Annotated in this window: 29 protein-coding genes and 1 tRNA gene; 15 read left to right on the forward strand and 15 right to left on the reverse strand. The window is 26.8% G+C overall.

Going from position 1 to position 21,444, the window contains the following annotated elements:
* Nucleotides 1–70: 70 nt before the first annotated feature.
* Both ACFOWD_RS05730 and ACFOWD_RS05735 read left to right on the forward strand, forming a co-directional pair.
* The gene (locus ACFOWD_RS05730) at nucleotides 71–754 is read left to right on the forward strand and encodes a hypothetical protein (protein ID WP_377408848.1); all 684 of its coding nucleotides are present in this window, start codon (nucleotides 71–73) and stop codon (nucleotides 752–754) included.
* Between the two features lie 2 nt (nucleotides 755–756).
* Nucleotides 757–2,568 (forward strand): tetratricopeptide repeat-containing sensor histidine kinase, encoded by a 1,812-nt coding sequence (locus ACFOWD_RS05735; protein WP_377408850.1) that lies wholly within the window; start codon nucleotides 757–759, stop codon nucleotides 2,566–2,568.
* Here ACFOWD_RS05735 and ACFOWD_RS05740 read toward each other — a convergent pair.
* The gene (locus ACFOWD_RS05740; protein ID WP_377408852.1) at nucleotides 2,558–3,052 is read right to left on the reverse strand and encodes a metallophosphoesterase family protein; all 495 of its coding nucleotides are present in this window, start codon (nucleotides 3,050–3,052) and stop codon (nucleotides 2,558–2,560) included. The two genes, ACFOWD_RS05735 and ACFOWD_RS05740, sit on opposite strands and share 11 nt — an antisense overlap.
* Nucleotides 3,053–3,146: 94 nt before the next feature.
* On the opposite strand from ACFOWD_RS05740, the gene truA reads away from it, so the two are divergent.
* Complete coding sequence (gene truA, locus ACFOWD_RS05745) at nucleotides 3,147–3,872, forward strand: tRNA pseudouridine(38-40) synthase TruA (RefSeq protein ID WP_377408854.1); 726 nt, start codon at nucleotides 3,147–3,149, stop codon at nucleotides 3,870–3,872.
* Nucleotides 3,873–3,875: 3 nt separating this feature from the next.
* Nucleotides 3,876–5,642: an ABC transporter ATP-binding protein gene (locus ACFOWD_RS05750; protein ID WP_377408856.1), complete on the forward strand. Its 1,767-nt coding sequence runs from the start codon at nucleotides 3,876–3,878 to the stop codon at nucleotides 5,640–5,642.
* On the opposite strand, the gene cdaA is transcribed toward ACFOWD_RS05750, so the two are convergent.
* Genes cdaA through ACFOWD_RS05765 form a run of 3 tightly spaced genes read right to left on the reverse strand, consistent with a single transcriptional unit; the run spans nucleotide 5,643 to nucleotide 7,855 of the window.
* Entirely contained in the window at nucleotides 5,643–6,419 is a 777-nt protein-coding gene (gene cdaA / locus ACFOWD_RS05755; protein WP_298991758.1) for a diadenylate cyclase CdaA, read from the reverse strand.
* A 33-nt stretch (nucleotides 6,420–6,452) separates the two neighbouring features.
* Nucleotides 6,453–7,274 carry a dihydropteroate synthase gene (gene folP / locus ACFOWD_RS05760; RefSeq protein ID WP_377408858.1) on the reverse strand — a complete coding sequence of 274 codons (822 nt, stop codon included), beginning with the start codon at nucleotides 7,272–7,274 and terminating at the stop codon, nucleotides 6,453–6,455.
* Nucleotides 7,274–7,855, reverse strand: coding sequence for an LOG family protein (locus ACFOWD_RS05765; protein WP_298991762.1), 582 nt, complete (start codon nucleotides 7,853–7,855; stop codon nucleotides 7,274–7,276). The genes folP and ACFOWD_RS05765 overlap by 1 nt, the downstream gene beginning before the upstream one ends.
* Before the next feature lie 81 nt (nucleotides 7,856–7,936).
* On the opposite strand from ACFOWD_RS05765, the gene ACFOWD_RS05770 reads away from it, so the two are divergent.
* The 4 genes from ACFOWD_RS05770 to ACFOWD_RS05785 all read left to right on the forward strand — a co-directional run bounded on the left by ACFOWD_RS05770 (nucleotide 7,937) and on the right by ACFOWD_RS05785 (nucleotide 10,701).
* Entirely contained in the window at nucleotides 7,937–8,470 is a 534-nt protein-coding gene (locus ACFOWD_RS05770; RefSeq protein WP_377408860.1) for a DUF1599 domain-containing protein, read from the forward strand.
* A gap of 170 nt (nucleotides 8,471–8,640) precedes the next feature.
* Entirely contained in the window at nucleotides 8,641–9,627 is a 987-nt protein-coding gene (locus ACFOWD_RS05775) for a DoxX family protein (protein ID WP_377408862.1), read from the forward strand.
* Entirely contained in the window at nucleotides 9,627–9,998 is a 372-nt protein-coding gene (gene crcB, locus ACFOWD_RS05780) for a fluoride efflux transporter CrcB (protein WP_377408864.1), read from the forward strand. The genes ACFOWD_RS05775 and crcB overlap by 1 nt, the downstream gene beginning before the upstream one ends.
* A gap of 1 nt (nucleotide 9,999) precedes the next feature.
* Nucleotides 10,000–10,701: a crotonase/enoyl-CoA hydratase family protein gene (locus ACFOWD_RS05785; RefSeq protein WP_377408866.1), complete on the forward strand. Its 702-nt coding sequence runs from the start codon at nucleotides 10,000–10,002 to the stop codon at nucleotides 10,699–10,701.
* On the opposite strand, the gene ACFOWD_RS05790 is transcribed toward ACFOWD_RS05785, so the two are convergent.
* Nucleotides 10,698–11,312 carry a DUF1684 domain-containing protein gene (locus ACFOWD_RS05790; RefSeq protein ID WP_377408868.1) on the reverse strand — a complete coding sequence of 205 codons (615 nt, stop codon included), beginning with the start codon at nucleotides 11,310–11,312 and terminating at the stop codon, nucleotides 10,698–10,700. The two genes, ACFOWD_RS05785 and ACFOWD_RS05790, sit on opposite strands and share 4 nt — an antisense overlap.
* Nucleotides 11,313–11,539: 227 nt before the next feature.
* Between ACFOWD_RS05790 and ACFOWD_RS05795 the strand changes: the two genes are divergently transcribed.
* Nucleotides 11,540–12,796 carry an MFS transporter gene (locus ACFOWD_RS05795; protein ID WP_377408870.1) on the forward strand — a complete coding sequence of 419 codons (1,257 nt, stop codon included), beginning with the start codon at nucleotides 11,540–11,542 and terminating at the stop codon, nucleotides 12,794–12,796.
* Here ACFOWD_RS05795 and ACFOWD_RS05800 read toward each other — a convergent pair.
* The gene (locus ACFOWD_RS05800) at nucleotides 12,758–13,690 is read right to left on the reverse strand and encodes a calcium/sodium antiporter (protein WP_377408872.1); all 933 of its coding nucleotides are present in this window, start codon (nucleotides 13,688–13,690) and stop codon (nucleotides 12,758–12,760) included. The two genes, ACFOWD_RS05795 and ACFOWD_RS05800, sit on opposite strands and share 39 nt — an antisense overlap.
* 505 nt (nucleotides 13,691–14,195) lie before the next feature.
* Between ACFOWD_RS05800 and ACFOWD_RS05805 the strand changes: the two genes are divergently transcribed.
* From ACFOWD_RS05805 to ACFOWD_RS05825, 5 genes are all read left to right on the forward strand, one after another.
* On the forward strand, nucleotides 14,196–14,348 hold the full coding sequence (locus tag ACFOWD_RS05805) for an SsrA-binding protein (protein ID WP_298991779.1): 153 nt from the start codon (nucleotides 14,196–14,198) through the stop codon (nucleotides 14,346–14,348).
* A gap of 4 nt (nucleotides 14,349–14,352) precedes the next feature.
* Entirely contained in the window at nucleotides 14,353–14,577 is a 225-nt protein-coding gene (locus ACFOWD_RS05810) for a putative signal transducing protein (RefSeq protein WP_298991783.1), read from the forward strand.
* 57 nt (nucleotides 14,578–14,634) lie between these two features.
* Nucleotides 14,635–14,708: transfer RNA gene (locus tag ACFOWD_RS05815), tRNA-Arg, on the forward strand.
* 297 nt (nucleotides 14,709–15,005) lie between these two features.
* The gene (locus ACFOWD_RS05820) at nucleotides 15,006–15,563 is read left to right on the forward strand and encodes a hypothetical protein (protein WP_377408874.1); all 558 of its coding nucleotides are present in this window, start codon (nucleotides 15,006–15,008) and stop codon (nucleotides 15,561–15,563) included.
* Nucleotides 15,564–15,574: 11 nt separating this feature from the next.
* On the forward strand, nucleotides 15,575–16,171 hold the full coding sequence (locus ACFOWD_RS05825; RefSeq protein ID WP_377408876.1) for a hypothetical protein: 597 nt from the start codon (nucleotides 15,575–15,577) through the stop codon (nucleotides 16,169–16,171).
* Between the two features lie 3 nt (nucleotides 16,172–16,174).
* Here the strand turns inward: ACFOWD_RS05825 and ACFOWD_RS05830 are convergent, their stop codons facing one another.
* The 6 genes from ACFOWD_RS05830 to ACFOWD_RS05855 form a co-directional block, all read right to left on the reverse strand.
* Complete coding sequence (locus tag ACFOWD_RS05830) at nucleotides 16,175–16,447, reverse strand: hypothetical protein (protein ID WP_377408878.1); 273 nt, start codon at nucleotides 16,445–16,447, stop codon at nucleotides 16,175–16,177.
* Nucleotides 16,448–16,452: 5 nt separating this feature from the next.
* Complete coding sequence (locus tag ACFOWD_RS05835) at nucleotides 16,453–16,728, reverse strand: ATP-dependent Clp protease adaptor ClpS (protein ID WP_298991792.1); 276 nt, start codon at nucleotides 16,726–16,728, stop codon at nucleotides 16,453–16,455.
* Between the two features lie 23 nt (nucleotides 16,729–16,751).
* Complete coding sequence (gene prmA, locus ACFOWD_RS05840; RefSeq protein ID WP_377408880.1) at nucleotides 16,752–17,588, reverse strand: 50S ribosomal protein L11 methyltransferase; 837 nt, start codon at nucleotides 17,586–17,588, stop codon at nucleotides 16,752–16,754.
* Nucleotides 17,588–17,995, reverse strand: a complete 408-nt coding sequence (locus tag ACFOWD_RS05845) for a hypothetical protein (protein WP_377408882.1) — start codon at nucleotides 17,993–17,995, stop codon at nucleotides 17,588–17,590. Before ACFOWD_RS05845 ends, prmA begins: the two co-directional genes overlap by 1 nt.
* A gap of 1 nt (nucleotide 17,996) precedes the next feature.
* Nucleotides 17,997–18,755: a triose-phosphate isomerase gene (tpiA, locus tag ACFOWD_RS05850; protein WP_377408884.1), complete on the reverse strand. Its 759-nt coding sequence runs from the start codon at nucleotides 18,753–18,755 to the stop codon at nucleotides 17,997–17,999.
* Nucleotides 18,756–18,840: 85 nt separating this feature from the next.
* On the reverse strand, nucleotides 18,841–19,332 hold the full coding sequence (locus tag ACFOWD_RS05855) for a TlpA family protein disulfide reductase (RefSeq protein WP_377408885.1): 492 nt from the start codon (nucleotides 19,330–19,332) through the stop codon (nucleotides 18,841–18,843).
* Nucleotides 19,333–19,416: 84 nt separating this feature from the next.
* Here ACFOWD_RS05855 and pyrF point away from each other — a divergent pair, with 84 nt between their 5' ends.
* Nucleotides 19,417–20,244 (forward strand): orotidine-5'-phosphate decarboxylase, encoded by an 828-nt coding sequence (pyrF, locus tag ACFOWD_RS05860; RefSeq protein ID WP_377408887.1) that lies wholly within the window; start codon nucleotides 19,417–19,419, stop codon nucleotides 20,242–20,244.
* On the opposite strand, the gene ACFOWD_RS05865 is transcribed toward pyrF, so the two are convergent.
* From ACFOWD_RS05865 to ACFOWD_RS05875, 3 genes are all read right to left on the reverse strand, one after another.
* Entirely contained in the window at nucleotides 20,221–20,409 is a 189-nt protein-coding gene (locus tag ACFOWD_RS05865) for a Lacal_2735 family protein (RefSeq protein ID WP_298991804.1), read from the reverse strand. The genes pyrF and ACFOWD_RS05865 overlap by 24 nt on opposite strands.
* A gap of 131 nt (nucleotides 20,410–20,540) precedes the next feature.
* Nucleotides 20,541–21,263, reverse strand: coding sequence for a DUF4197 domain-containing protein (locus tag ACFOWD_RS05870; RefSeq protein ID WP_377408890.1), 723 nt, complete (start codon nucleotides 21,261–21,263; stop codon nucleotides 20,541–20,543).
* Nucleotides 21,264–21,270: 7 nt separating this feature from the next.
* Entirely contained in the window at nucleotides 21,271–21,435 is a 165-nt protein-coding gene (locus tag ACFOWD_RS05875; RefSeq protein ID WP_298991810.1) for a DUF5522 domain-containing protein, read from the reverse strand.
* Nucleotides 21,436–21,444 lie beyond the last annotated feature (9 nt).

A 21,444-nucleotide genomic window follows, 5' to 3' on the forward strand; every position in this document is an offset into this window, starting at 1 on the left:
TTCCCCCAGTAATATTTGTTTTAGTAATACATTGCAAGCCTACTTTTTTAAATTTATAAATTAAATAACCATGAAAAAAACAAACCTTTTAGCTATTTTAGCTTGTATCTCTTTAGTATTTTCTTCTTGTAATACAGAAGATGATATTGCTTTAGATTCACCAAATGCAAAATCATTAAAGTCTTTTGAAATTAAAAAAGATTTATCTGGTAAATATTATTTAGATTTTGATGTAAATGAAGGAACAAAAGTTGATAAGTTTTACAATAAAGAAACTAAAACAAATGAACTATATTTATCATCATCTGATGTTAATGCAAAAAATAATTTTTCTGAAGAATTTGGTTTAAATAATTCTGAGTTAAAAATAGGATTTGTAGATATGGCCTCTACTAATAGTAAATCAATTTCTATTATAGATGACAATATTGTGTTAGCAAAAGGAAAATCTCAAGGATTAAAAAGCTATAGTGTAAAAAGTGTTGAAGATGGTATTTATAAATTAGATTTTAAAGTTTCTAATGGAATAAGTGTAGATTTCACTTACAATGAAGATATAGATACTTATGAAATTCATTTAAACAATGGAAAGTCTAGTAAAAAGAATTTTACGAAAAACTTTGAAAAAGAGGCTGGTAAAGTTTTAAAAATTGATTTTGTAAATCATTATGCAAATAGTTCTTCTAAATCTGAATCATTAGAAGCACCAAGAAAACCTAAAATTATTATTGATACATTTGGAGATAATTTTTAAGATTGAAAATAAGTAAAAAATATTTAATACTGATTTTTGTAATTGGTTTTCAATTAACTAATGCAAAATCATATTATAACAGAGAAGAAGTTTCTAAATTAGAAACTTCTTCTCTGTTATATCAACAAAAGGATAGTGTTTTAGAAAAAAAATATTCAGAAATTAATGAGCTTTTTAATAAAAAATATTATTCTAAAGCTTTAACTGAGTCATTAGATTTTTTAAATAAATTAGAAAAAGATGATTTTGAGTCTCAATATTTAATCAAAAACTTAATAGGTACAATATACTATAATGTTGGAGATGAAGCACTTTCTTTAAAATATCATAAAGAAGCTTTAAAAGAAATTTCTAAAGCAAGATCTTATGATAAAAAAGTATCAAATGTTTTTGATTATAGAGAAGCAAAATCATTTCATATAATAGGTTCTATATATCAAAGGTTTGAAATTAATGATTCTTTGAATTTAAAACCTCATCTTGCTGATAGTGCTAAATATTACTATAAAAAAGTTATACGTTCAGCGTCACTTAATGATCAAATATTAGATTTAAAAGCAAGAACTTATTCTAATTTATCTGGTATGTATGAAATAGATTCAGCATTTACATTGGCTGAAGATTATGCTAGAAAAGCTATTAAAATTCATAGATCTAGAAATAATAAGTTAGGGGAAGCAAGTGCAATGAATAACTTAGGTAATATTTATTTATCTCAAAAGAAATATGAAAAATCTAGACAAATTTATTTTGATGCGATTGAACTTATTAAAAATCAAAATTCTACAAAAGCTATAAACAGAAAAGCTAGTTTATATTATAATTTAGCATGGGCTTTACGTAATTTAGAAGATTATAAAGCTTATGATAATTTAGAAAAATTTATTGAATTCTCTGACCAACTTAGAGATGATAATATGGTCGAAATTATCAAGCAAATTAATGGAGAATATAATGTAAGTAAAGCTAAAGAAGAAGCTGAGAAAAAAAGAATACTACAAGCTCAGAGATTTTGGATTTTTGCTGGTATTTGTGTTTTTATTATACTTTCTTTAACTTTTTATGTTATTTTATATTATCAAAGAAAGAGAACTTTAGCTTTACGACTTGCTAATATAGATTATGAACAAAAACAGAAAATTGATGCTGTAAAATCAGAATCTCAAACCAGAGTTTTAAACGCTACTATAGATGGTAAAGAAACAGAACGTAAAGAAATCGCAGAAACTTTACATGATAATGTAAGTGCATTACTATCTTCTGCAAATCTTCATTTACAAGCATCAAGAAAACATTTTAAAGGTAATATTCCAATAGAAATTTACAAGAGTGAGCAAATAATAAACGAGGCTTCAGAAAAAATTAGAGATTTATCTCACACACTTGTCTCTTCTATACTTTTAAAATTTGGGTTAACTTTTGCAGTAAAAGATATTGTAGATAAATATTCAAATTCATCTTTACAAATTGATGCAGATGTTGATATGCTTAGAAGGTTTGATCAAAAATTTGAGATTAAAACTTTTAACATTATACAAGAAATTTTAAACAATGTTTTAAAACACAGTAAAGCAAGTAATGCTAAAATTAGCATTAAAGAAGATAATGATAAGCTCTTAATTAGAATTACAGATGATGGTATTGGTTTTGATAAAACTAAAATTAATTTAAAAGATGGTTTAGGAATTAATCAAATAGATGCAAGAATAAGAATGATGAAAGGTGATTTCTTTATAGATTCTAAGAAAGGATTTGGTACTAAAGTAAAAATAGATTTACCAATTCAAGAAAAAGAAACTTCAATTAGCGCTTAGCTAGTTCAATTATTTCTAGATTTTTTATATCGCTCTTATCAACTTCAAAACGAAGCATTGTTCTAATTTTATGAAAACCGTGTTTGCCAGCTGCACCTGGATTTAAATGCAGTAATTCTAGCTTTTTATCATATTGAACCTTTAAGATATGTGAGTGACCAGATATAAAGATTTTTGGAGGATTTTGTTTAATTTCTTCTCTAATACGTAAATTATATTTATTGGGGTAACCACCTATATGAGTCATCCAAACAGTAATATTTTCAATAGTAAATTTTAAGTCTAATGGAAATTCAGCTCTAGCATCTTTATTATCAATATTACCATAAACAGCTCTTAAAGGTTTTATCTTTTTTAAAGTATCTGTAACTTTTAAATCTCCAATATCTCCTGCATGCCAAACTTCATCTGCTTGTTTTACAAACTTTAAGATTTGTTCGTCTATGTAACTATGTGTATCTGATAATAGTAAGATTTTCTTCATAAAAAGTAAGAAAAGTTTAACGTCTTCATCTTTATCAAAAGTAATCATAACAAAATAAATTCCTTAATTTTGGCAGTTATTAAATCACTTATTTTTGAGATATTTTATTGAACTTTCTTATAATGGAAAAAACTATCATGGTTGGCAAATACAGCCAGACGCTATTTCTGTTCAAGAAAAAATAAATAATGCATTAAGTACAGTTTATCAAAAAGATATTCAAATAGTAGGTGCAGGAAGAACAGATACTGGAGTTCATGCTTCTCAAATGTTTGCTCATTTTGATATTGATAAATTAATTGATGATAATTTAGTGTTTAAGTTAAATTCAATTTTACCAAATGATATATTTATTAAGGCTATTTTTTTAGTAGATGATGAAAAACATGCACGTTTTGATGCATTATCTAGAAGCTATGAATATAAAATTTGGTTGGGTAGAAATCCTTTTTTATTAGATTTCTCTTGGCAAATTCACTCTCAAAAGCCAAATATTGCCTTAATGAATGAAGCTGCTAAATTATTATTAGATTATGAAGACTTTGAGTCTTTCTCTAAAGTAAAAACAGATGTACATACTTTTAATTGTAATGTAACTGAAGCTTTTTGGATTCAAAAAGAGAATCAACTAACGTTTCATATATCTGCAAATCGTTTTTTAAGAAATATGGTTAGAGCAATCGTGGGTACTTTATTAGACGTTGGTTTAGAGAAAATTTCAATTTCTGATTTTAAGAATATCATAGAAAGTAAAAATAGAAGTAATGCAGGATTGTCAGTCCCTGCAAAAGGGTTATTTTTAACACAAATTAAATATTAAGTTTTGGCAGAAAAATCTGGAAATGCATTTGACATAGAAATATTTACAAGGCTAATGAGTTTTGCAAAACGCTATAAATTGTATTTTTTTATAGCTTCTTCATCTACGATATTGTTGGCTTTATTTTCTGTTTTATCACCTTATATTTTAATACGCTTAGTAGATAATTATATTCTAACTCAAGATAAAATTGGAGTTGTGAATTACACTGTTTTAATGCTTGGTATTTTATTGATAGAAGTAATGCTGCAATTTACTTTTATCTACTTTGCAAATTGGGTTGGCCAACATATTATTAGAGATATAAGAGCTAAAATATTTAGGCATATTCTTCAATTTAGAATGGCTTATTTTGATAAAAACTCAGTAGGAAGATTAGTAACAAGAGTAGTTTCTGATATTGAGACTATTGCTGCTTTTTTTAGTAATGGAGTATTTACCATTTTAAGTGATATTCTAAAAATGCTTGCTGTTACAATTGTTATGTTTATTCTAAACTGGAGGCTTGCACTAATAACAATTGCAGTTTTACCTATTTTAGTTTATGCTACAAAATTATTTCAGGTAGCTATTAAAGCAACATTTCAAGAAGTAAGAAATCAAGTTGCAAATTTAAATGGCTTTGTGCAAGAACGAGTAACAGGTATGAAAATTGTACAGTTATTTAATCGTGAAAATATAGAATATCAAAATTTTAAAGAAATAAATGATAAACACAAAAAAGCTCATGTAAAGACTATTTGGTATTATTCAGTTTTCTTTCCAATTGCAGAAATTTTATCTTCAATTGGTATTGGTTTAATTGTTTGGTTTGGTGGTGGACAAGCCATTCAAGATTCAGGTATTTCTGTAGGTATGATTATAGGATTTATTCAATATGCTCAAATGTTATTTAGACCTTTACGTCAAATTGCAGATAAATTTAATCAATTACAAATGGGAATTGTTGCTGGTGAACGTGTTTTTAAAGTAATTGATACCAATAGTAGTATTGATAAAAACGGAACTATTGTTGCTGAAAATTTAAAAGGCGATATCAAATTTAAAGACGTAAGATTTAGTTATGTAGCTGATGAAGAAGTTTTAAAAGGAATTAATTTAGAAGTAAAAAGCGGACAAACAATAGCTATAGTTGGAGCAACAGGTGCAGGTAAATCAACCATTATTAATTTAATTAATAGATTTTATGAAATAGATTCAGGATCTATTTATGTAGATGATGTTCCTGTAAATGAGTACACTTTAGAAAGTTTAAGAAATCAAGTTGCTATTGTGTTACAAGACGTGTTTTTATTTTCTGATTCGATTTTAAATAATATTACTTTAAAAGACGAAAGCATTACATTAGAACAAGTAGAAAAAGCAGCCAAACAAATAGGAATTCATGATTTTATTATGACACTTCCTGGAGGTTATCAATACAATGTAAAAGAAAGAGGAGCAATGCTTTCTTCTGGACAAAGACAGTTAATTTCTTTTTTAAGAGCTTATGTAAGTAAACCTAGTATTTTAATTTTAGATGAGGCTACTTCTTCTGTAGATGCACATGCAGAACAAATGATACAACATGCAACTGAAACTATAACAAAAGATAGAACATCTATAGTTATTGCACATAGATTAGCAACTATAAAACAAGCTGATAAAATTATTGTAATGGATAATGGTTTGGTTGTAGAAAAAGGAACTCATACAGAGTTGTTGCAAAAAGAGAATGGCTACTATAAAAATTTATATGATAAGCAGTTTAGTTTAGAAGTAGCTTCTTAATTACATTACATCTTTTTTAATCTTTTCTCCTAACTCATCTTGAGTAGTATATAATACAAACTCGCCATCTTTTATGTAAGAAATTTCGCCTGTTTCTTCAGATACTAATAAACAAACAGCGTCTGTTTTTTCGCTTACTCCAATTGCAGCTCTATGTCTTAAACCAAATCTTGCTGGAATTTTTTTACTATCAGAAATTGGTAAAACAACTCTAGTTGCTACTACATAATTGTCTCTAATAATTGTGGCACCATCGTGTAAAGGGCTGTTTTTATAAAAAATACTTTCTAGTAATACTTCGTTTACTTGTGCGTTCATAGAATCACCAGTATTTATTAAAAAATCTAAGCTGTTAGTTCTTTCTATAACAATTAAGGCACCTGTTTTAGTTTTAGACATATTAGAGCAAGCTCTTAGTATTTTTTCGGTGTCTATTTCAGAATTTATTTCTGTTCTTAAAAACTTAAGTTGATTAAAAAAACTTCTTTTGTTAGAAAAATTAGTTGTACCAATCATTAACAAAAACTTTCTAATTTCTTGCTGAAAAACTATGATTAATGCAATAACACCACCAGAAAGTAAATAGCCTAAAATACCACTAAGCATTTCCATTTTTAAGGCTTGTGTAATTTTCCAGATTAGAAATATAAAAGCAATTCCAATAAAAATATTTATGGCTACAGTTCCTTTTAAAAGTTTATAGATATAATAGAGTAAAATAGCTACCAATAAAATATCTAGTGCATCTAAAACAGAAAATTCAATAAAATCGAACATTAAAAAGAATTCATTTTAGGTAAATGTACAAAATTATAGAACTTGCTCAACAATTTTTACAGCTTCTACAGCTTCTTTTACATCATGAACTCTAAGAATATTAGCTCCGTTTAAAAGTGCAATTGTATTTGCAGAAGTAGTTGCATTTAAGGCTTCTTTAGCAGAAGTATCTAAAGTTTTATATAGCATAGACTTTCTTGAGACTCCAGCTAAAATGGGTGCATCTAAACTTTTAAATAAGCTTAAGTTTTGTAAAAGTTCAAAATTGTGTGCTATGGTTTTTCCAAAACCAAAGCCAACATCTATGATAATATCATTTACTTTTAATTGATGTAATTGAAATATTTTTTCTGCAAAAAAAGAAATCACTTCTTGAGTTACATTTTTGTAAACAGGGTTTTTCTGCATGTTTTTTGGTGTACCTAACATATGCATAACTATATATGGTACATTAAGTTTTGAAATAGTTGAAAACATTTTTTCATCCATATTTCCACCAGAAATATCATTAATTATAGAAGCTCCTCTTTGTACAGTTTCACTAGCAATTTTAGCTCTAAAAGTATCTACAGATATTATAATCTCAGGAAACTCTTTAATCAATAATTCAATTACAGGTAATATCCTATTTAATTCTTCATCTTCAGAAATATGGGCTGCACCTGGTCTAGAAGAATAAGCACCAACATCTATAAATGTAGCTCCTTCAGTAAGCATTTTTTCAGTTTGATGTAATATCTCAGATTCGTTTTTATATTTACCTCCATCATAAAAAGAATCTGGAGTAATATTTAAAATTCCCATTACTTTTGGTGAGGATAAATCTACTAAAGTGCCTTTACAATTTATAGTCATTAGCGAACAACTTTATTAATTATATGAGTAGTTTTTGGAGGTGTATAATTATTCATCTTATCCATTAATTCTGGTATATTATCAGCAACTATAAGCAAAGCTTTATTCTGAGGTTTAAGAAAACCTTCTTCAGCCATTTTATCTAATTGTTGTAGAGTTGCGTCAAAATATCCATTAATGTTTAAAATACCTACAGGTTTTTGTTCTATTTGTAGTTGATTTAAAGTAAGTGCTTCAAATAATTCATCAAGTGTTCCAAAACCTCCTGGTAAAGTAATATAACCGTCTATTAATTTACTCATAATTACTTTTCGATCGCTCATTTTTTTACAAACAATCATTTCTTCAACTCCAGCATGGACTACTTCTTCTTTTTCTAGTAATTTTGGAATTACCCCAATTACTTTTCCTTTTTTAGCTAAAATAGTATCAGCAATTGCTCCCATCATTCCTATTTTTCCACCACCATAAACCAAAACAATACCATGTCTGGCAAAATAATTCCCTAATTCTATGGCTGCTTCTTTATAAATACTATTAAACCCTAAACTAGAACCACAAAAAACTACTATTCTATTCATATCTGGTTGATAAAATCCTTGTAAAAATAAATGAAAAGGGAGTAAGATTTACTACATTTGGAAAAATACTTTACAATTAAAATGCAAGATACCTCAAAACAATATGATGCTGTTATAGAAGAATGTAGGAGTTTATTTATAAAAAAAATGTCTGATTATGGGAGTGCATGGAGAATTTTACGATTACCTTCTTTAACAGATCAAATATTTATAAAGGCACAAAGAATACGTCAGCTTCAAGAAAATGATGTTAGAAAAGTAGACGAAGGTGAAAAATCTGAATTCATTGGTATTATAAATTATTCTATTATGGCCTTAATTCAGTTAGAAAAAGGAGTTGTTGAAAATCCTGATTTATCAACTGAGGATGCTACTTTGTTATACGATAAACATAGTAAAATTACCAAAGATTTAATGCTTAATAAAAATCATGATTATGGTGAAGCTTGGAGAGATATGCGTGTTTCTAGTTTAACAGATTTAATTTTACAAAAATTATTACGTGTAAAACAAATAGAGGATAATAAAGGTAAAACTTTGGTTTCAGAAGGTATTGATGCAAATTATCAAGATATGATTAATTACGCTGTTTTTGCTATGATTCATTTGAACTAATTTATGAATAGAGCTTTACTTGAAATCATTTATTTAGGGCTCTGTTTTATTGCTATAGCAATAGCTTCAATTTTAATCTATAATGGTGTATATGGAACTGTAATTATTTATATTTTAGGGTTCACATTTTTAGCACTGTTGATTTACATAATATTTAAAATACTTAAAAAATGAAAAAAACTAAAAGCAGATTAATAAGTCCTTTAGTTCAAGTAGCTAGAGTAATTGTAGGTGTATTATTTATTTTTTCTGGTGCTGTTAAGTTGGTAGATCCTATAGGATCTCAATACAAATTTGAAGAGTATTTTTCTGAAGGTGTTTTAAATATCGAATTTCTAATTCCATATGCACTAAAATTTGTAATAATTTTAATCATTTTAGAAGTAGCTTTAGGAGTCGCTTTATTGGTAGGTTATAAAAGCAAGTTTACCTTAAATAGTTTAAAAATAATAATTTTATTTTTTCTTTTTCTAACTTGGTATTCAGCATATTATAATAAGGTTACAGACTGTGGTTGTTTTGGTGATGCTATAAAACTTACACCTTGGCAATCTTTTTACAAGGATGTTATTTTAATGGTCCTTATTTTCTTTTTAAGCAGGTACAACAGGTATATAAAACCAATAAAAGAAACACTTTTACCCGGAATTATTATTTTTTGGGCAGTATTAATTTCAGGTGTTATTATGTACATTGCTTTATATCATTTACCTATAATAGATTTTAGAGCTTATAAAGTTGGCACTAATATTCCTGAAGGGATGAAATATCAAGGAGATGGAAAAATACCTCCTATTCACGATTTTATGTTAGAAGATGAACAGAGCGATTTAGCTAATGACATTTTAAAAATGGATAAAGCTATTTTAGTAATTGCTTCAAGTATCGAAAAATCTGAATTTGATGGATTTCCAGAAGTTAAAAAGTTTTCTTTAGAAGCCCAAAGAAAAGGATACAAAGTATATGGTGTAACAGCTTCATTTTCAGAAATAATAGAATTAACACAAAAAAATTATAATTTACCTTTTAAGTTTTTGTTTTGTGATGAAACCACTCTAAAAACTATGATTAGAGCTAATCCTGGAGTTATTATTTTAAATAAGGGTACAATTATAGAAAAGAAAAGCTGGAGAGATCTAGATGATATAGAGCTATAATGAAAAATCTTTTATTTGTATTTATTGGTGGTGGATTTGGAAGTGTTTTGCGTTTTCTTTTAGGCAAATGGCTAAATAATACTGAAAACGGAATTCCTTTTGGAACTTTTATAGCAAATATTTTAGGCAGTCTTTTAATAGGCATTATTTTAGGTTATGCAGCCAAAAGTGATACACTAAATCAAAATCAAACATTATTATTAGCAACAGGTTTTTGTGGAGGTTTTACTACATTTTCTACTTTTGCTTACGAAAACCATATCTTTTTAAAAACAGGAGATTTCACCTCTTTTGCACTCTATACTATTACAAGTTTTGTAGTAGGCTTTTTAGCTGTTTTTGCAGGTATGTATTTAATTAAATTTATGTAAAATGAACAATGTAGTTACTTATCAATCAGAAGAAAATTATGCAATAATTACCATAAATAATGGTAAGGCTAATGCAATATCTCATCAAGTTATTTCAGAATTAAATAAATGTTTAGATAAAGCTGAAGAAGAACAAAAGGTAGTAATTTTAACAGGAACTCCAGGTATATTTTCTGGTGGTTTTGATTTAAAAGTAATGAAAGAGTCTCCTAAATCTGCATTAGAATTAGTTACTAAAGGCTCTAATTTGTCTTTACGAATGTTATCTTTTCCTATGCCAATTATTGCAGCATGTAATGGTCATGCAATTGCTAAAGGAGCCTTTTTGCTTTTATCTACAGACTATAGAATTGGTACAGAAGGTGATTTTAAAATAGGATTAAATGAAGTATTAATTGGTATGACAATGCATTATGCAGGTATAGCCATAGCAAAATCTCGCTTATCTGAAGTTTACCTAAATAGAAGTGTAAATAATGCTGAAATATTTGATCCAAAAAATGCGGTTAAAGCTGGATTTTTAGATACTATTGTGCCACAAGATTTACTCTTACCAACCGCAATTAAGATAGCTAACATGTTTGCTCAAGTAAATAAAAAAGCACATGCTGAAACCAAATTAAAAGTTAGAGAAGTTCATTTAAAATCATTAGAAAAAGCAATAGAATTAGATTTAAAAGGTAGTATTTCTTTAAATCCTTAATTCTTTTTAAACGCTTTAATTCCTGCTTTTATTTCAATATCTAAGTGATTTTTTCTTGGAGTTAATGGGCAAGAATAATCATCATTATAAGCACAATAAGGATTGTAAGTATTGTTAAAATTCAATTCAATTGTGTTATCATCTTTAATATCAGTTATCATAACATCCATATAACGCCCTCCACCATAAGATTCATTTCCAGAGGTGTTATCTGTAAAGGGTAAAAACAGATAGTCTTTGTATTTTTCATCTCTTAAGTCATCTTGACTTTGGTAAATAGTTAATTCTAAATCTTGACCATTTATATTAAATGATAATAAACCATATTCTTTGTAAAGAGGTTTTCTATCTGTTGTAGTTGCCATCTCAAAAACTGGTGCATTTTCTATCCTTGTTAAGTTTGCAGTTACTATAAAATTAGAATCAACAGCAAAAAAATCTAATCCATTAAAATTCTTTAAATCTTTCTTTTTTAAAGGCGAGGTTGTAGCATCTTTATAACTTGCATTTAATTTTTGTTGATATTCAGTTTCTCCTAATAATGGCCTTTTACCATTAGAATTACATGAAATTAATAAGAATATGAATAAAAATGATAAAACGTTTTTCATATAAAAGATTTAAAATCAAAAATACAACTTTCAATTATTTTCTTTAGTTTTATCTCGTCAATTACATAATCATGAAAATAAACACCTTTTATACATCTCAAATTTTGTGTATTAAACACAAATGTTGGTCTGTAAATGTGTTTTGATAATATCTATATAAAATCTAACAATATAAAAAAGTCCAACAATAAAGTTGGACTTTTTATTTTTGTGGTATCAACCAAATTATGAAAAAACTATTTAATAATTACATAAACACTTTTAAAGGTCTCTCTAGAGAAGTTTGGTGGTTATCTTTAATCACTTTAATAAATAGAGCAGGAACTATGGTGATTCCTTTTCTATCACTTTATTTAAATAAAAGTTTAGGTTTTTCAATGCCTGAAGTTGGTATTGTTATGTCTTTCTGGGGTGTTGGATCTTTAATTGGAACTTGGTTAGGAGGTAAATTAACAGATGTTATAGGTTATTATAAAGTAATGTTTGTAAGCCTTTTTTTAACAGGAGTCTTATTTTTCTCTTTACAATATATAACTTCTTTTTACGGTTTCTGTTTTGGTATTTTGCTGGTTATGTTGGCTGCAGATACTTTTAGACCTGCTATGTTTGTGGCATTAAGTGCTTACAGTAAACCAGAAAACAAAACGCGTTCAGTAACTTTAATTCGTTTAGCTATTAACTTAGGTTTTTCAGCTGGTCCTGCAATTGGAGGCTTAATTATTACAGGTATTGGTTATCAATCTCTATTTTGGGTTGATGGTATTACTTGTGTATTAGCAGCAATTCTTTTAGTTCAAGTATTACATCCTAAAAAAGCTAAGACTTTAGATGAGGTAAAAGTAGAGAAGCCTATTTCAGTTTATAAAGACAAATTATTTTGGGTCTTTTTTGTAGCCATGTTTATTTTTGGTTTTACATTTATGCAATACTTTTCTACAATGCCTTTATATTACAAAGACGCTCGTTTTTTGTCTGAATTTGAGATTGGATTATTAATGGGATTTAATGGCTTTTTTATTTTTGTTTTTGAAATGCCATTAATCAATTGGTTAGAAAACAAAAAGAAGTCTAAAATAAAGCTGGTGTTAATTGGGTTGCTGTTATTATCATTTAGTTTTATTGCTATAAATACAACCTCTTGGGTTGGTATACTGGTTGTAGGTATGTTGTTAATGACTATTGGTGAAATGGTTGCATTTCCTTTTTCTAATGCTTTTGCAATTGAACGTGGTAAAAAAGGAAATCAAGGACAATATATGGCTATGTATGCTATATCATTTTCTTTGGCAAATATCTTTTGTCATAATGTTGGTATGTTACTTATTGATGAATATGGATATGCATTTACATGGAGTTTAATGGCCATTTTTGCAATGCTTGGTGTAATAGTACTCTTTATACTTTTATTAATGCTTAAGAAAGAAAAAAGCGCTAGTAATGAAGTTTTACAGCGTTTGGTAAATAAAAAAACCGTAACAAGTTAATAAGATAATACCATCTTTCCAGTTAAGTCTAAGTCCTTTTGGAATAAAAACCAATGGAAGAATTAAAAATGAAATCCCTAACATCCAAAAAATATCATTAGATAATAGTCTTTCATCTACAACTGGTATAGGAGTAATAATTGAAGTTATCCCTAAAACAGCTAATATATTAAAGATATTAGAACCCACTAAATTTCCCAAAGAAATTGCTTTTTCTTTCTTAATAATGGCTATTAACGAGGCTGCTAATTCAGGGATGCTTGTACCTACAGATACTACTGTTACTGCTATAACTCTTTCTGTTACTCCAAAATCTAATGCTAAGTATGTAGCACCCTTTATTAAAAGCTCAGAACCTCCCCATAAACCTAAACCACCAACAACTAAATATGTAAAAATTTTAATACTAGGAAGTAATTCATCGTCTTCAGGCATTTCGTCTATCACTGCTTTTTTCTGAAACTTTAAAAGATATATTAAAAATAAAACCAAAAAAGTAAATAATATAATACCTTCTATTTGGGTGATTACTTTACCACTTTTTAAAAAGAAAAAGAGTAATGATGATGCTATAATCATTATTGGCCAGTCTACTTTGTAAAATCCATGTTGTACTTCAATTTTACCAAAAAGCAGTGTAACTCCAAGAACAAAACCCAAATTTGCAACATTAGACCCTATTACATTTCCTAAAGCTAAATCAGAAGAGTTATTTAATGCAGCATTTATACTTACAATAAGTTCTGGTGCAGAAGTTGCTAAAGAAACCACTGTCATACCAATAATAATTTTTGGAATTTCTAATTTTAAAGATAAAGCAACAGCTGATTTTAATAGCCAATTACCTCCTAAGATTAATAATATTAAACCACCAAAAATTAATAAAAAATTCATAAAAAAAATTTAGTGTAAAGATACAGTTTTAAGATTTTTTAAAAGTCCAAAAAAGATGAAAAGCTAATAAATTGTCTTTTCAAAAATCATTTTTCCTTTGTTTTTAAAAAATAGCGTATTTCTTGCCTTTACTTTATTTCATAATTAAATAATAAGTAGTATATATAGTTATAATTATAAATCTATAATAAGTAGTATTAGTTAAATATTATAATTATTATTATTATTATTTTAGTTATAATAGTTAAATCAATATAATTATTTTGATTTATAAAATTTGGTGGAATAAAAATATTCTTAAATATTGCTGAAACAATTTATTATTAACAAACAAAATATTAACTTTTAAAACTATTAACTATGCTTATTATAGCCTTAAAAATCATGAAATTTATTACAGGAATTCTATACATGATTTTATTTTAAATTTTATTATTTATGGGATAATTGATATAGAAAAAAGAAAAAGAATATTTTCATTAAATTTGATTATAAATCAAAATAAATGAAAAAAGGTTTTTTTAAAGTTTTGGCTAAAGTGAATAAAGTTATTTTGCCATCTTTCACTAAACAAAAACTAGACATTACTAAAGCATCTAAAATGCAATTGGCTATAATTGCATTTAGAGCTTACGTAACAAAACAATCATTAGATTAAAATTATGGAATATTCAAAATTATTTACAGATAATAGTATCATTGTAAAAGGACTTACAAAAATACTAGATGAGGAATCTATTACCTATTTAGTTAAAGATAGGGTTGAATCTTCTAGGTTAGCGGGGTTTGGGTCTCCAGATAATTCAGTTGAAGTACACGTGCATTCATCAGATTTAGACAAAGCCTTAAAAATTATAAAAGCTTATGAGTTAAAAATTAGAGCATAAAATGTTAATCAGATTTCCATTTTAAAAAAAATGAAGTTATATTTGCACCCGCTTTAAGGCCGCGTGGCGCAACTGAATAGCGCATCTGATTACGGCTCAGAAGGTTACAGGTTTGAATCCTGTCGCGGTCACAAAAACTCATCTATATTTTTAGATGAGTTTTTTTTGATTTATATCTTATTTTTTTTCTATTTAATGCCTTATTTTAACTATGTGACACAAATGTTTGTTATAGTTATATTTAATTTTTATTTTTGGTTAAGTTGATTTTCAATCAATTTAGTGTTTTGAATTCCAATTCCCCCAAACTATGGACAGAAAACTTACTAATACTTCAATTTATTCTAACTTTAGAAGATGTCTATTTGTTGTATTAATTTCTAGTTTAGATTTTAATTTAACAATTTGTAACCTAAAATTATACAGCTATGAATAATTTTGGTAGAAACTTATTGGTTAAACTTTCTATTTTAGAAAAAAAACATAAAGTTATTACTTATGCTTCTTTATTACTATTATCAATATCAACATATTTTCTTAGATCTGATAATGAACAATTAAAAATTGGATTTGCAAGTCTTAAAGAAAAAAATATTAGTTTAAAAAAGAACATGCTTATTTTTAATAGTAATTACGAAAATTTTCCACTTCCTGTTTGGCAAAAAGTTAAAAGAGGAAACCAATTTATTATTCAATATGTTAACCCTAAATATGTAAAACTATTTGGACATGATTTTAATTATGATGAATTTGAAATTATGGGGAAAAATAATTTTCAATTATTCCCAAAAAGTATAGCGCAAATTTATTATGAGAATGATGTTGCTGTTTCAGTATTAGGTAGTAAACTAGAAAGTATAGAGAGATTTAAAGACAAATCTGGTAAAAGTCTAGATTTAAAAGTAGTTAAATGGAGAGATATAAAAGATAATAAAGATACTATGGTATATGGTATGGTAAAAGAAATTATACCTATAAATAAATAATTCTAGATATAATGAGAGATATAAAAAAAAGATCTAGAAATTTTTTGTTTATAGTTTCAAACTTAGAAAAAAAACATAAGGTTATTACTTATGTGTCTTTGTTGTTTTTAACTGTTTCTACATATTTTTTAAGAACAGAAAATCAAAAAGTAAAAATTGATTTTGCTACTCTTAAAGAAAGAAATGAAAGCTTAACAAGAAACATGGTTATTTTTAATCGAAATTATGAAAACTTTCCTCAACCTGTTTGGCAAAAAATAAAACAGGGTGATGAATTTATCATGAAATATGTAAATCCAGAATATGTAAATAGAATTGGACATCTTTTTAATTACGATAAGTATGAGCAAATAGGTAAAAATAATTTTGAAAATTTTGGGCCTAGTTATGGGCAAAAGTATCAAGAAAATGATATGTCAGTATCTATATCAGGAAAAGAGTTAGAAACTATAGAAGAAACCACTGATAAAGATGGCAAACTAATATATATTAAGTCTATTAAGTGGCGAGATATAAATGATAATAAAGATACTTTAGTATATGGTATGATTAAAGATTTTATAAAACCTGAGGATATAAATTTTGAAGATAAAAAATCTTTAAATTAAATATTATTGAAAATATTGTTTTAAAATAATTCTGTGTTCTGGCTTACTCTTATCGTAATTATTAACTAGAGTTTCAATAATTTCAGGTTTATTAATACCTATATCTTTTTTAGAAGTATATCTAGTAACATATAAGTTAAATACTTCTTTTTCTTTTTCAAAAATTAAAAAGTGTGTGTCGTTTAAAATGGAATAAGAAATTTCATTTCCACTAAAAATACCAGATTCGTCTTTTTTAAATGCAGAAAACTGGTAGTACTTTAAAATATTTTCCATAAAGATTAAACTAATTCTGCTGACAAACCTAATTGTAAAAGTTTAGAACATCTTGGTTCTAAATCTTTATATTCGCCAGATTTTACAGTACACTTTCCTTTATAATGAACTAAAATAGTACACTGTTCTGCTTGCTCTAATGTGTGGTCGCAAACATTAATTAAAGATTCGATTACAAAATCAAAAGTATTTACATCATCATTATGTAAAACAATTTCATGCTGATGTGTTTCTTGTTCAAGAATATCTAAATCTTCTTGTATTTTCTCTTTTGTACTCATACTACAAAAATAAAGAATATTTTTTATTGTTTTACAAATTTTAAAGACATCCAATTATTTTTAGTAAGCTCACCATTAAGTTTAAGGTTTTGATTTTCAGCTTCTTTATTTATAATCCTAAAATCTTCTTTATAAAAACCACTTAACAAAAGAATTCCTCCACTTGATAAACAATTAGCATAAATTTTTATATCGATAAGTAATATATTTCTGTTGATATTAGCTATGATTACATCATAATTCTTGTTATTTAAAAGAGATGCATCTCCTTCATAAACAGAAATAGAATTGCAATTATTTCTTTCTGCATTTTCTATTGAATTAAGATAACACCAATTGTCAATATCAATAGCATCTATAGGTTTAGCACCTTTCATTTCAGCAAAAATTGCTAAAATACCAGTACCACAACCAATATCTAATACTTTTTTATTTTCTAATTTTAATTGTAAAAGATGCTGAACCATCATATGTGTAGTTTCATGATGACCTGTACCAAAACTCATTTTTGGTTCTATAACAATATCGTATTTTACATTTGGATTGTTATGAAAAGGGGCTCTAATACTTACTAAATCATCAACTATAATGGGATTAAAATTTTTTTCCCATTCTGCATTCCAGTTAGTTTGAGCAATTTCACTATACTCAGCAACAATATTAAATTCTTTAGATTGAAGAATAAAAACTTCGTCTAATATATTAGTATGCCAGTCTTCTTTTTGTATGTATGCTGTTAATCCTTCTTCAGTTTCTACAAAACTTTCGAAGTTTAAGTTACCCAATTCAGCAATTAAGATCTCTGTTGCAGGTTCTTTTGGGTTAATTTTAAATTGATATTCTATATAAATCTTATCCATTAAGATAATCCTTCTTTTTTTCTTTGATTATTAATAAAATCAATTCCACAACTTAATTTTTTTGCTATAGGCATTTTTGTATCAACAACTCTCCAAAAAGGAGTAATTGAGTTTAAGTTGTTAGTTTTTTGATATTTTTCAAAAGCAACTTCAGATACAATGCGTAAAAATATACCTGTTGTTACTGGGCAAGAATTATCTGCTTGATGTTCTATAGCTAAATCTAATCTCATCGTTTTCAAATCAACAGATACACCTTCTGGAATTTCATTTATATAAACATCTATTAGTTTAGGAGATGCAATAAACATTTTTGTGCCTTCTGTTAAATCTGCAAATCTTTTGTCTATTGTTTTTACAATAGGCAGTTTTGATGAGTTAAATTTTTCTTGCCAAGTTTTTGGCATATTAGATTGCTTTTATAATTGCAGAAAAATCTTCTGCTTTTAAAGATGCACCACCAATTAAACCACCATCAACGTCTTTTTTAGAAAAGATTTCTTCAGCATTATTAGGTTTTACACTACCTCCATATAAAATAGAAGTATTTTCAGAAACCTCTTTGCCATATCTTTTTTCTAAAACATTTCTAACAAAAGCATGCATTTCTTGAGCTTGCTCTGGAGATGCTGTTTCACCTGTTCCAATTGCCCAAACTGGTTCATAAGCTAAAATGATATTTTTAAAATCTTCAGCTTTTAATTGAAATAATGAATTTCTTAATTGGCTACCAACTTCTAATAAATGGTTGTCTAATTTTCTTTCTTCTAATTTCTCTCCAAAACAAAAAATGGCTTCCAAACCATTATTTATAGCAGCTTTTAATTTTTCTGCAAGAATTTCATCTGTTTCATTAAATAATGATCTTCTTTCTGAATGACCAATAATAACAGTTTTAATACCTAAACCTTTTAACATATCTGCAGATACTTCACCTGTATAAGCTCCACTTTTTGCTTCATGCATATTTTGTGCAACTACTTCTATAGGTGTGTTTTCTGAAGCTTTTAAAGACGCAGATAAGTTTACAAAAGAAGGTGCAACAATAACTCTTGTATTATCTAGAGATTCACCAGTAATTTGTTCATTTATGCCTTGAATAAGCTGAATAGATTCAGTTTCATTATTATTCATCTTCCAGTTACCAGCTACTATTTTTTTTCTCATGATTAGATTTTTTTAGTTATGTAAAATTAATAAATAGAAAATTAAGTTTAATTACCTAATTAAAAATCTTACTACAACGATTTTTCTACCCTTTTTTTAAGGCTTCAACTATTTTTTTATCTGTTATTTTCGTAGCTTTAAATAAGGTGATTTCTCCTTTTTTGTTGATAACCATATATCTAGGTATCCACCATAAATTTATAAAATCTACAAAAGCTCCATTTTTTTGTCCTTTTGGGAAATTATAATGCTGTCCTTTTAAGTTGTATTTTTCAATAGCTCTTTTCCATGCTGTATTGCCTCTATCAACAGATAAAAAAACGTAATTAACCTCTGGAAAATTTTTCTGCACTTCTTCTAAATCTGGTAAACTAACTATACAATCTTTACACCAAGAAGCCCAGACATCAATTAAAATAGTTTTACCTTTATTTTGATATAAAACCTCTCTAAAAGTCATTTTTTCATTAGTAACAGTAAGTACCATATCTTGTAATGCTTCTTCTGAAAATTCTTTTGGGTTGTTTGTATTACAACTTATAAATAGAATGATTGAAAGGAGGAATATTTTTTTCATAAAAAAACTGTCTATTAAAAATCTAATATCTTACAATGCTTAAAAGTTAAAAGTAGTACTTTTGTGTAACTCGAAGTAAAAGTAATGACAACGCAAGAATTAGTATCACAAATAAATCTAAAAAAAAGTTTTTTATGTATTGGGTTGGATGTTGATCTCCAAAAAATACCTAAGCATCTATTGCAAGAAGAAGACCCTATTTTCGAATTTAATAAAGCCATTATAGATGCTACTCATCATTTATGCGTAGCATATAAACCAAATACAGCTTTTTACGAAGCTTATGGCATAAAAGGATGGAAATCTTTAGAAAAAACAATTAATTATCTAAATGAAAATCATCCAGAGATATTTACAATAGCAGATGCTAAAAGAGGTGATATTGGTAATACATCTACTATGTATGCTAAAGCTTTTTTTGAAGATTTAGCTTTTGATTCTGTAACAGTTGCACCTTATATGGGTAAAGATTCTGTAGAGCCTTTTTTAGCTTTTAAAGATAAACATACTATTATGCTAGCTTTAACTTCAAATGAAGGTGCATTTGATTTTCAAACTAAAAAAGTTGAAAATTTAGAACTTTATAAAACGGTTTTAGAAACTTCTAAAGCATGGCAAAATGCGAATCAGTTAATGTATGTTGTTGGTGCAACAAAAGCTAAGTATTTTGAGGATATTAGAAAAATTATACCAAATTCTTTTTTATTAGTTCCTGGTGTAGGAGCACAAGGTGGAAATTTACAAGAAGTTTGTAAATATGGTTTGTCTAAAAATGTAGGCTTATTAATAAATTCTTCAAGAGGAATTATTTACGCTTCAAAAGATAAAAACTATGCTAAAAAAGCTGCTGAAAAAGCAGAAGAGCTGCAGAAACAAATGGAAGAAATATTAAACAGTAACTTCTCTGTCTAAATATTTTACTTGATTTATTTTTTCAAGTATTTTCATGGCTTTAAATGCAGCCATATCACTTTTACTTTCGTCTTCATATCTGTAATTATTAGATTTTTCTATTAAATCTGCATATCTTTTTCTCAGATGGTTTTTATATATTTTAAATTGAGATCGATAATACATAATTACATTTGGTTATTATTTTTAAAAAAATGGTAAGTAAATATAATTAAAAAAATAATACGAAAATAAAAATATACTGAAATACAGTATTTTAAGTGTTAGCAATACTTAGAACACTTAATGTATCGATTTTATTTTAAAAAACTCTTTTTATCTTGTAAAGCAAAAACCTGTCTTAATAAAATAGAATTTCTATGACATATTTTTGTACGAACTTCTTTTTCTTCAATTTCTATCATAGTATAAATTCCTTCTAATGCTTTGTTAGTTACATAACTAGTTAAATCTGGATTTACCTGTTTAACAAAAGGGATAGCATTATATCTTGTAATTAATTTGCTCCAAATAATATCTGCCTTAACTTTAGAAATTGAATTTTTTACAATAGGTTTAAAACTCTTATGAAGTTGTTTTTGAGTTTTATTCTTTAGGTATTTTGTAGCTTCATTATTTTCTCCTAAAAGAATATTTTTGGGATCATTAAAAGATATTTCTTTAATAGTATTTACAATAATTGGAGTTGCATTTTTTACAGCATCTTCTGCAGCTCTATTTAAAACCTTAACACCTTCATCTGCTAAATTATTTAAACCAATTTCACGTAAACGTTTATCTACATCTTTTAATTCTTTATCTAATGAGATTTTAACTATTTTATTTCTATAAAATCCATCTTCACAAATTAATTTTGGAATTTGTTTTTTTATACCATTAACTAGTGCTTGGTGTATGCCTTTACTTATAAGTTCTTCTGTTAATATATTATCTTTAGGTAAAGTATTAACTACTTTTTGTTGCTGTGCACAATTTGAAAATTGAATAGCAATAAGTAAAACTAAAAACCTTTTTATCATACTATTTTTATTTAAATGAATCTGTTTTTTTATCATAACCATAAGGACAATGTTTACAGCCGCTTTTACAACAATAGCCTCTTTTTAAATGGTACTTTTCTGTAAAAACTTTAAAGCCTTGGTCATTTAAATAAAAATCGTCTTCTTCTAATGGAATTCTTGGTCCAAACATGTTATAAAT

It is taken from the genome of Polaribacter marinivivus, from assembly GCF_042651285.1.
In the GTDB taxonomy this organism is placed as follows: Bacteria; Bacteroidota; Bacteroidia; order Flavobacteriales; family Flavobacteriaceae; genus Polaribacter; species Polaribacter marinivivus.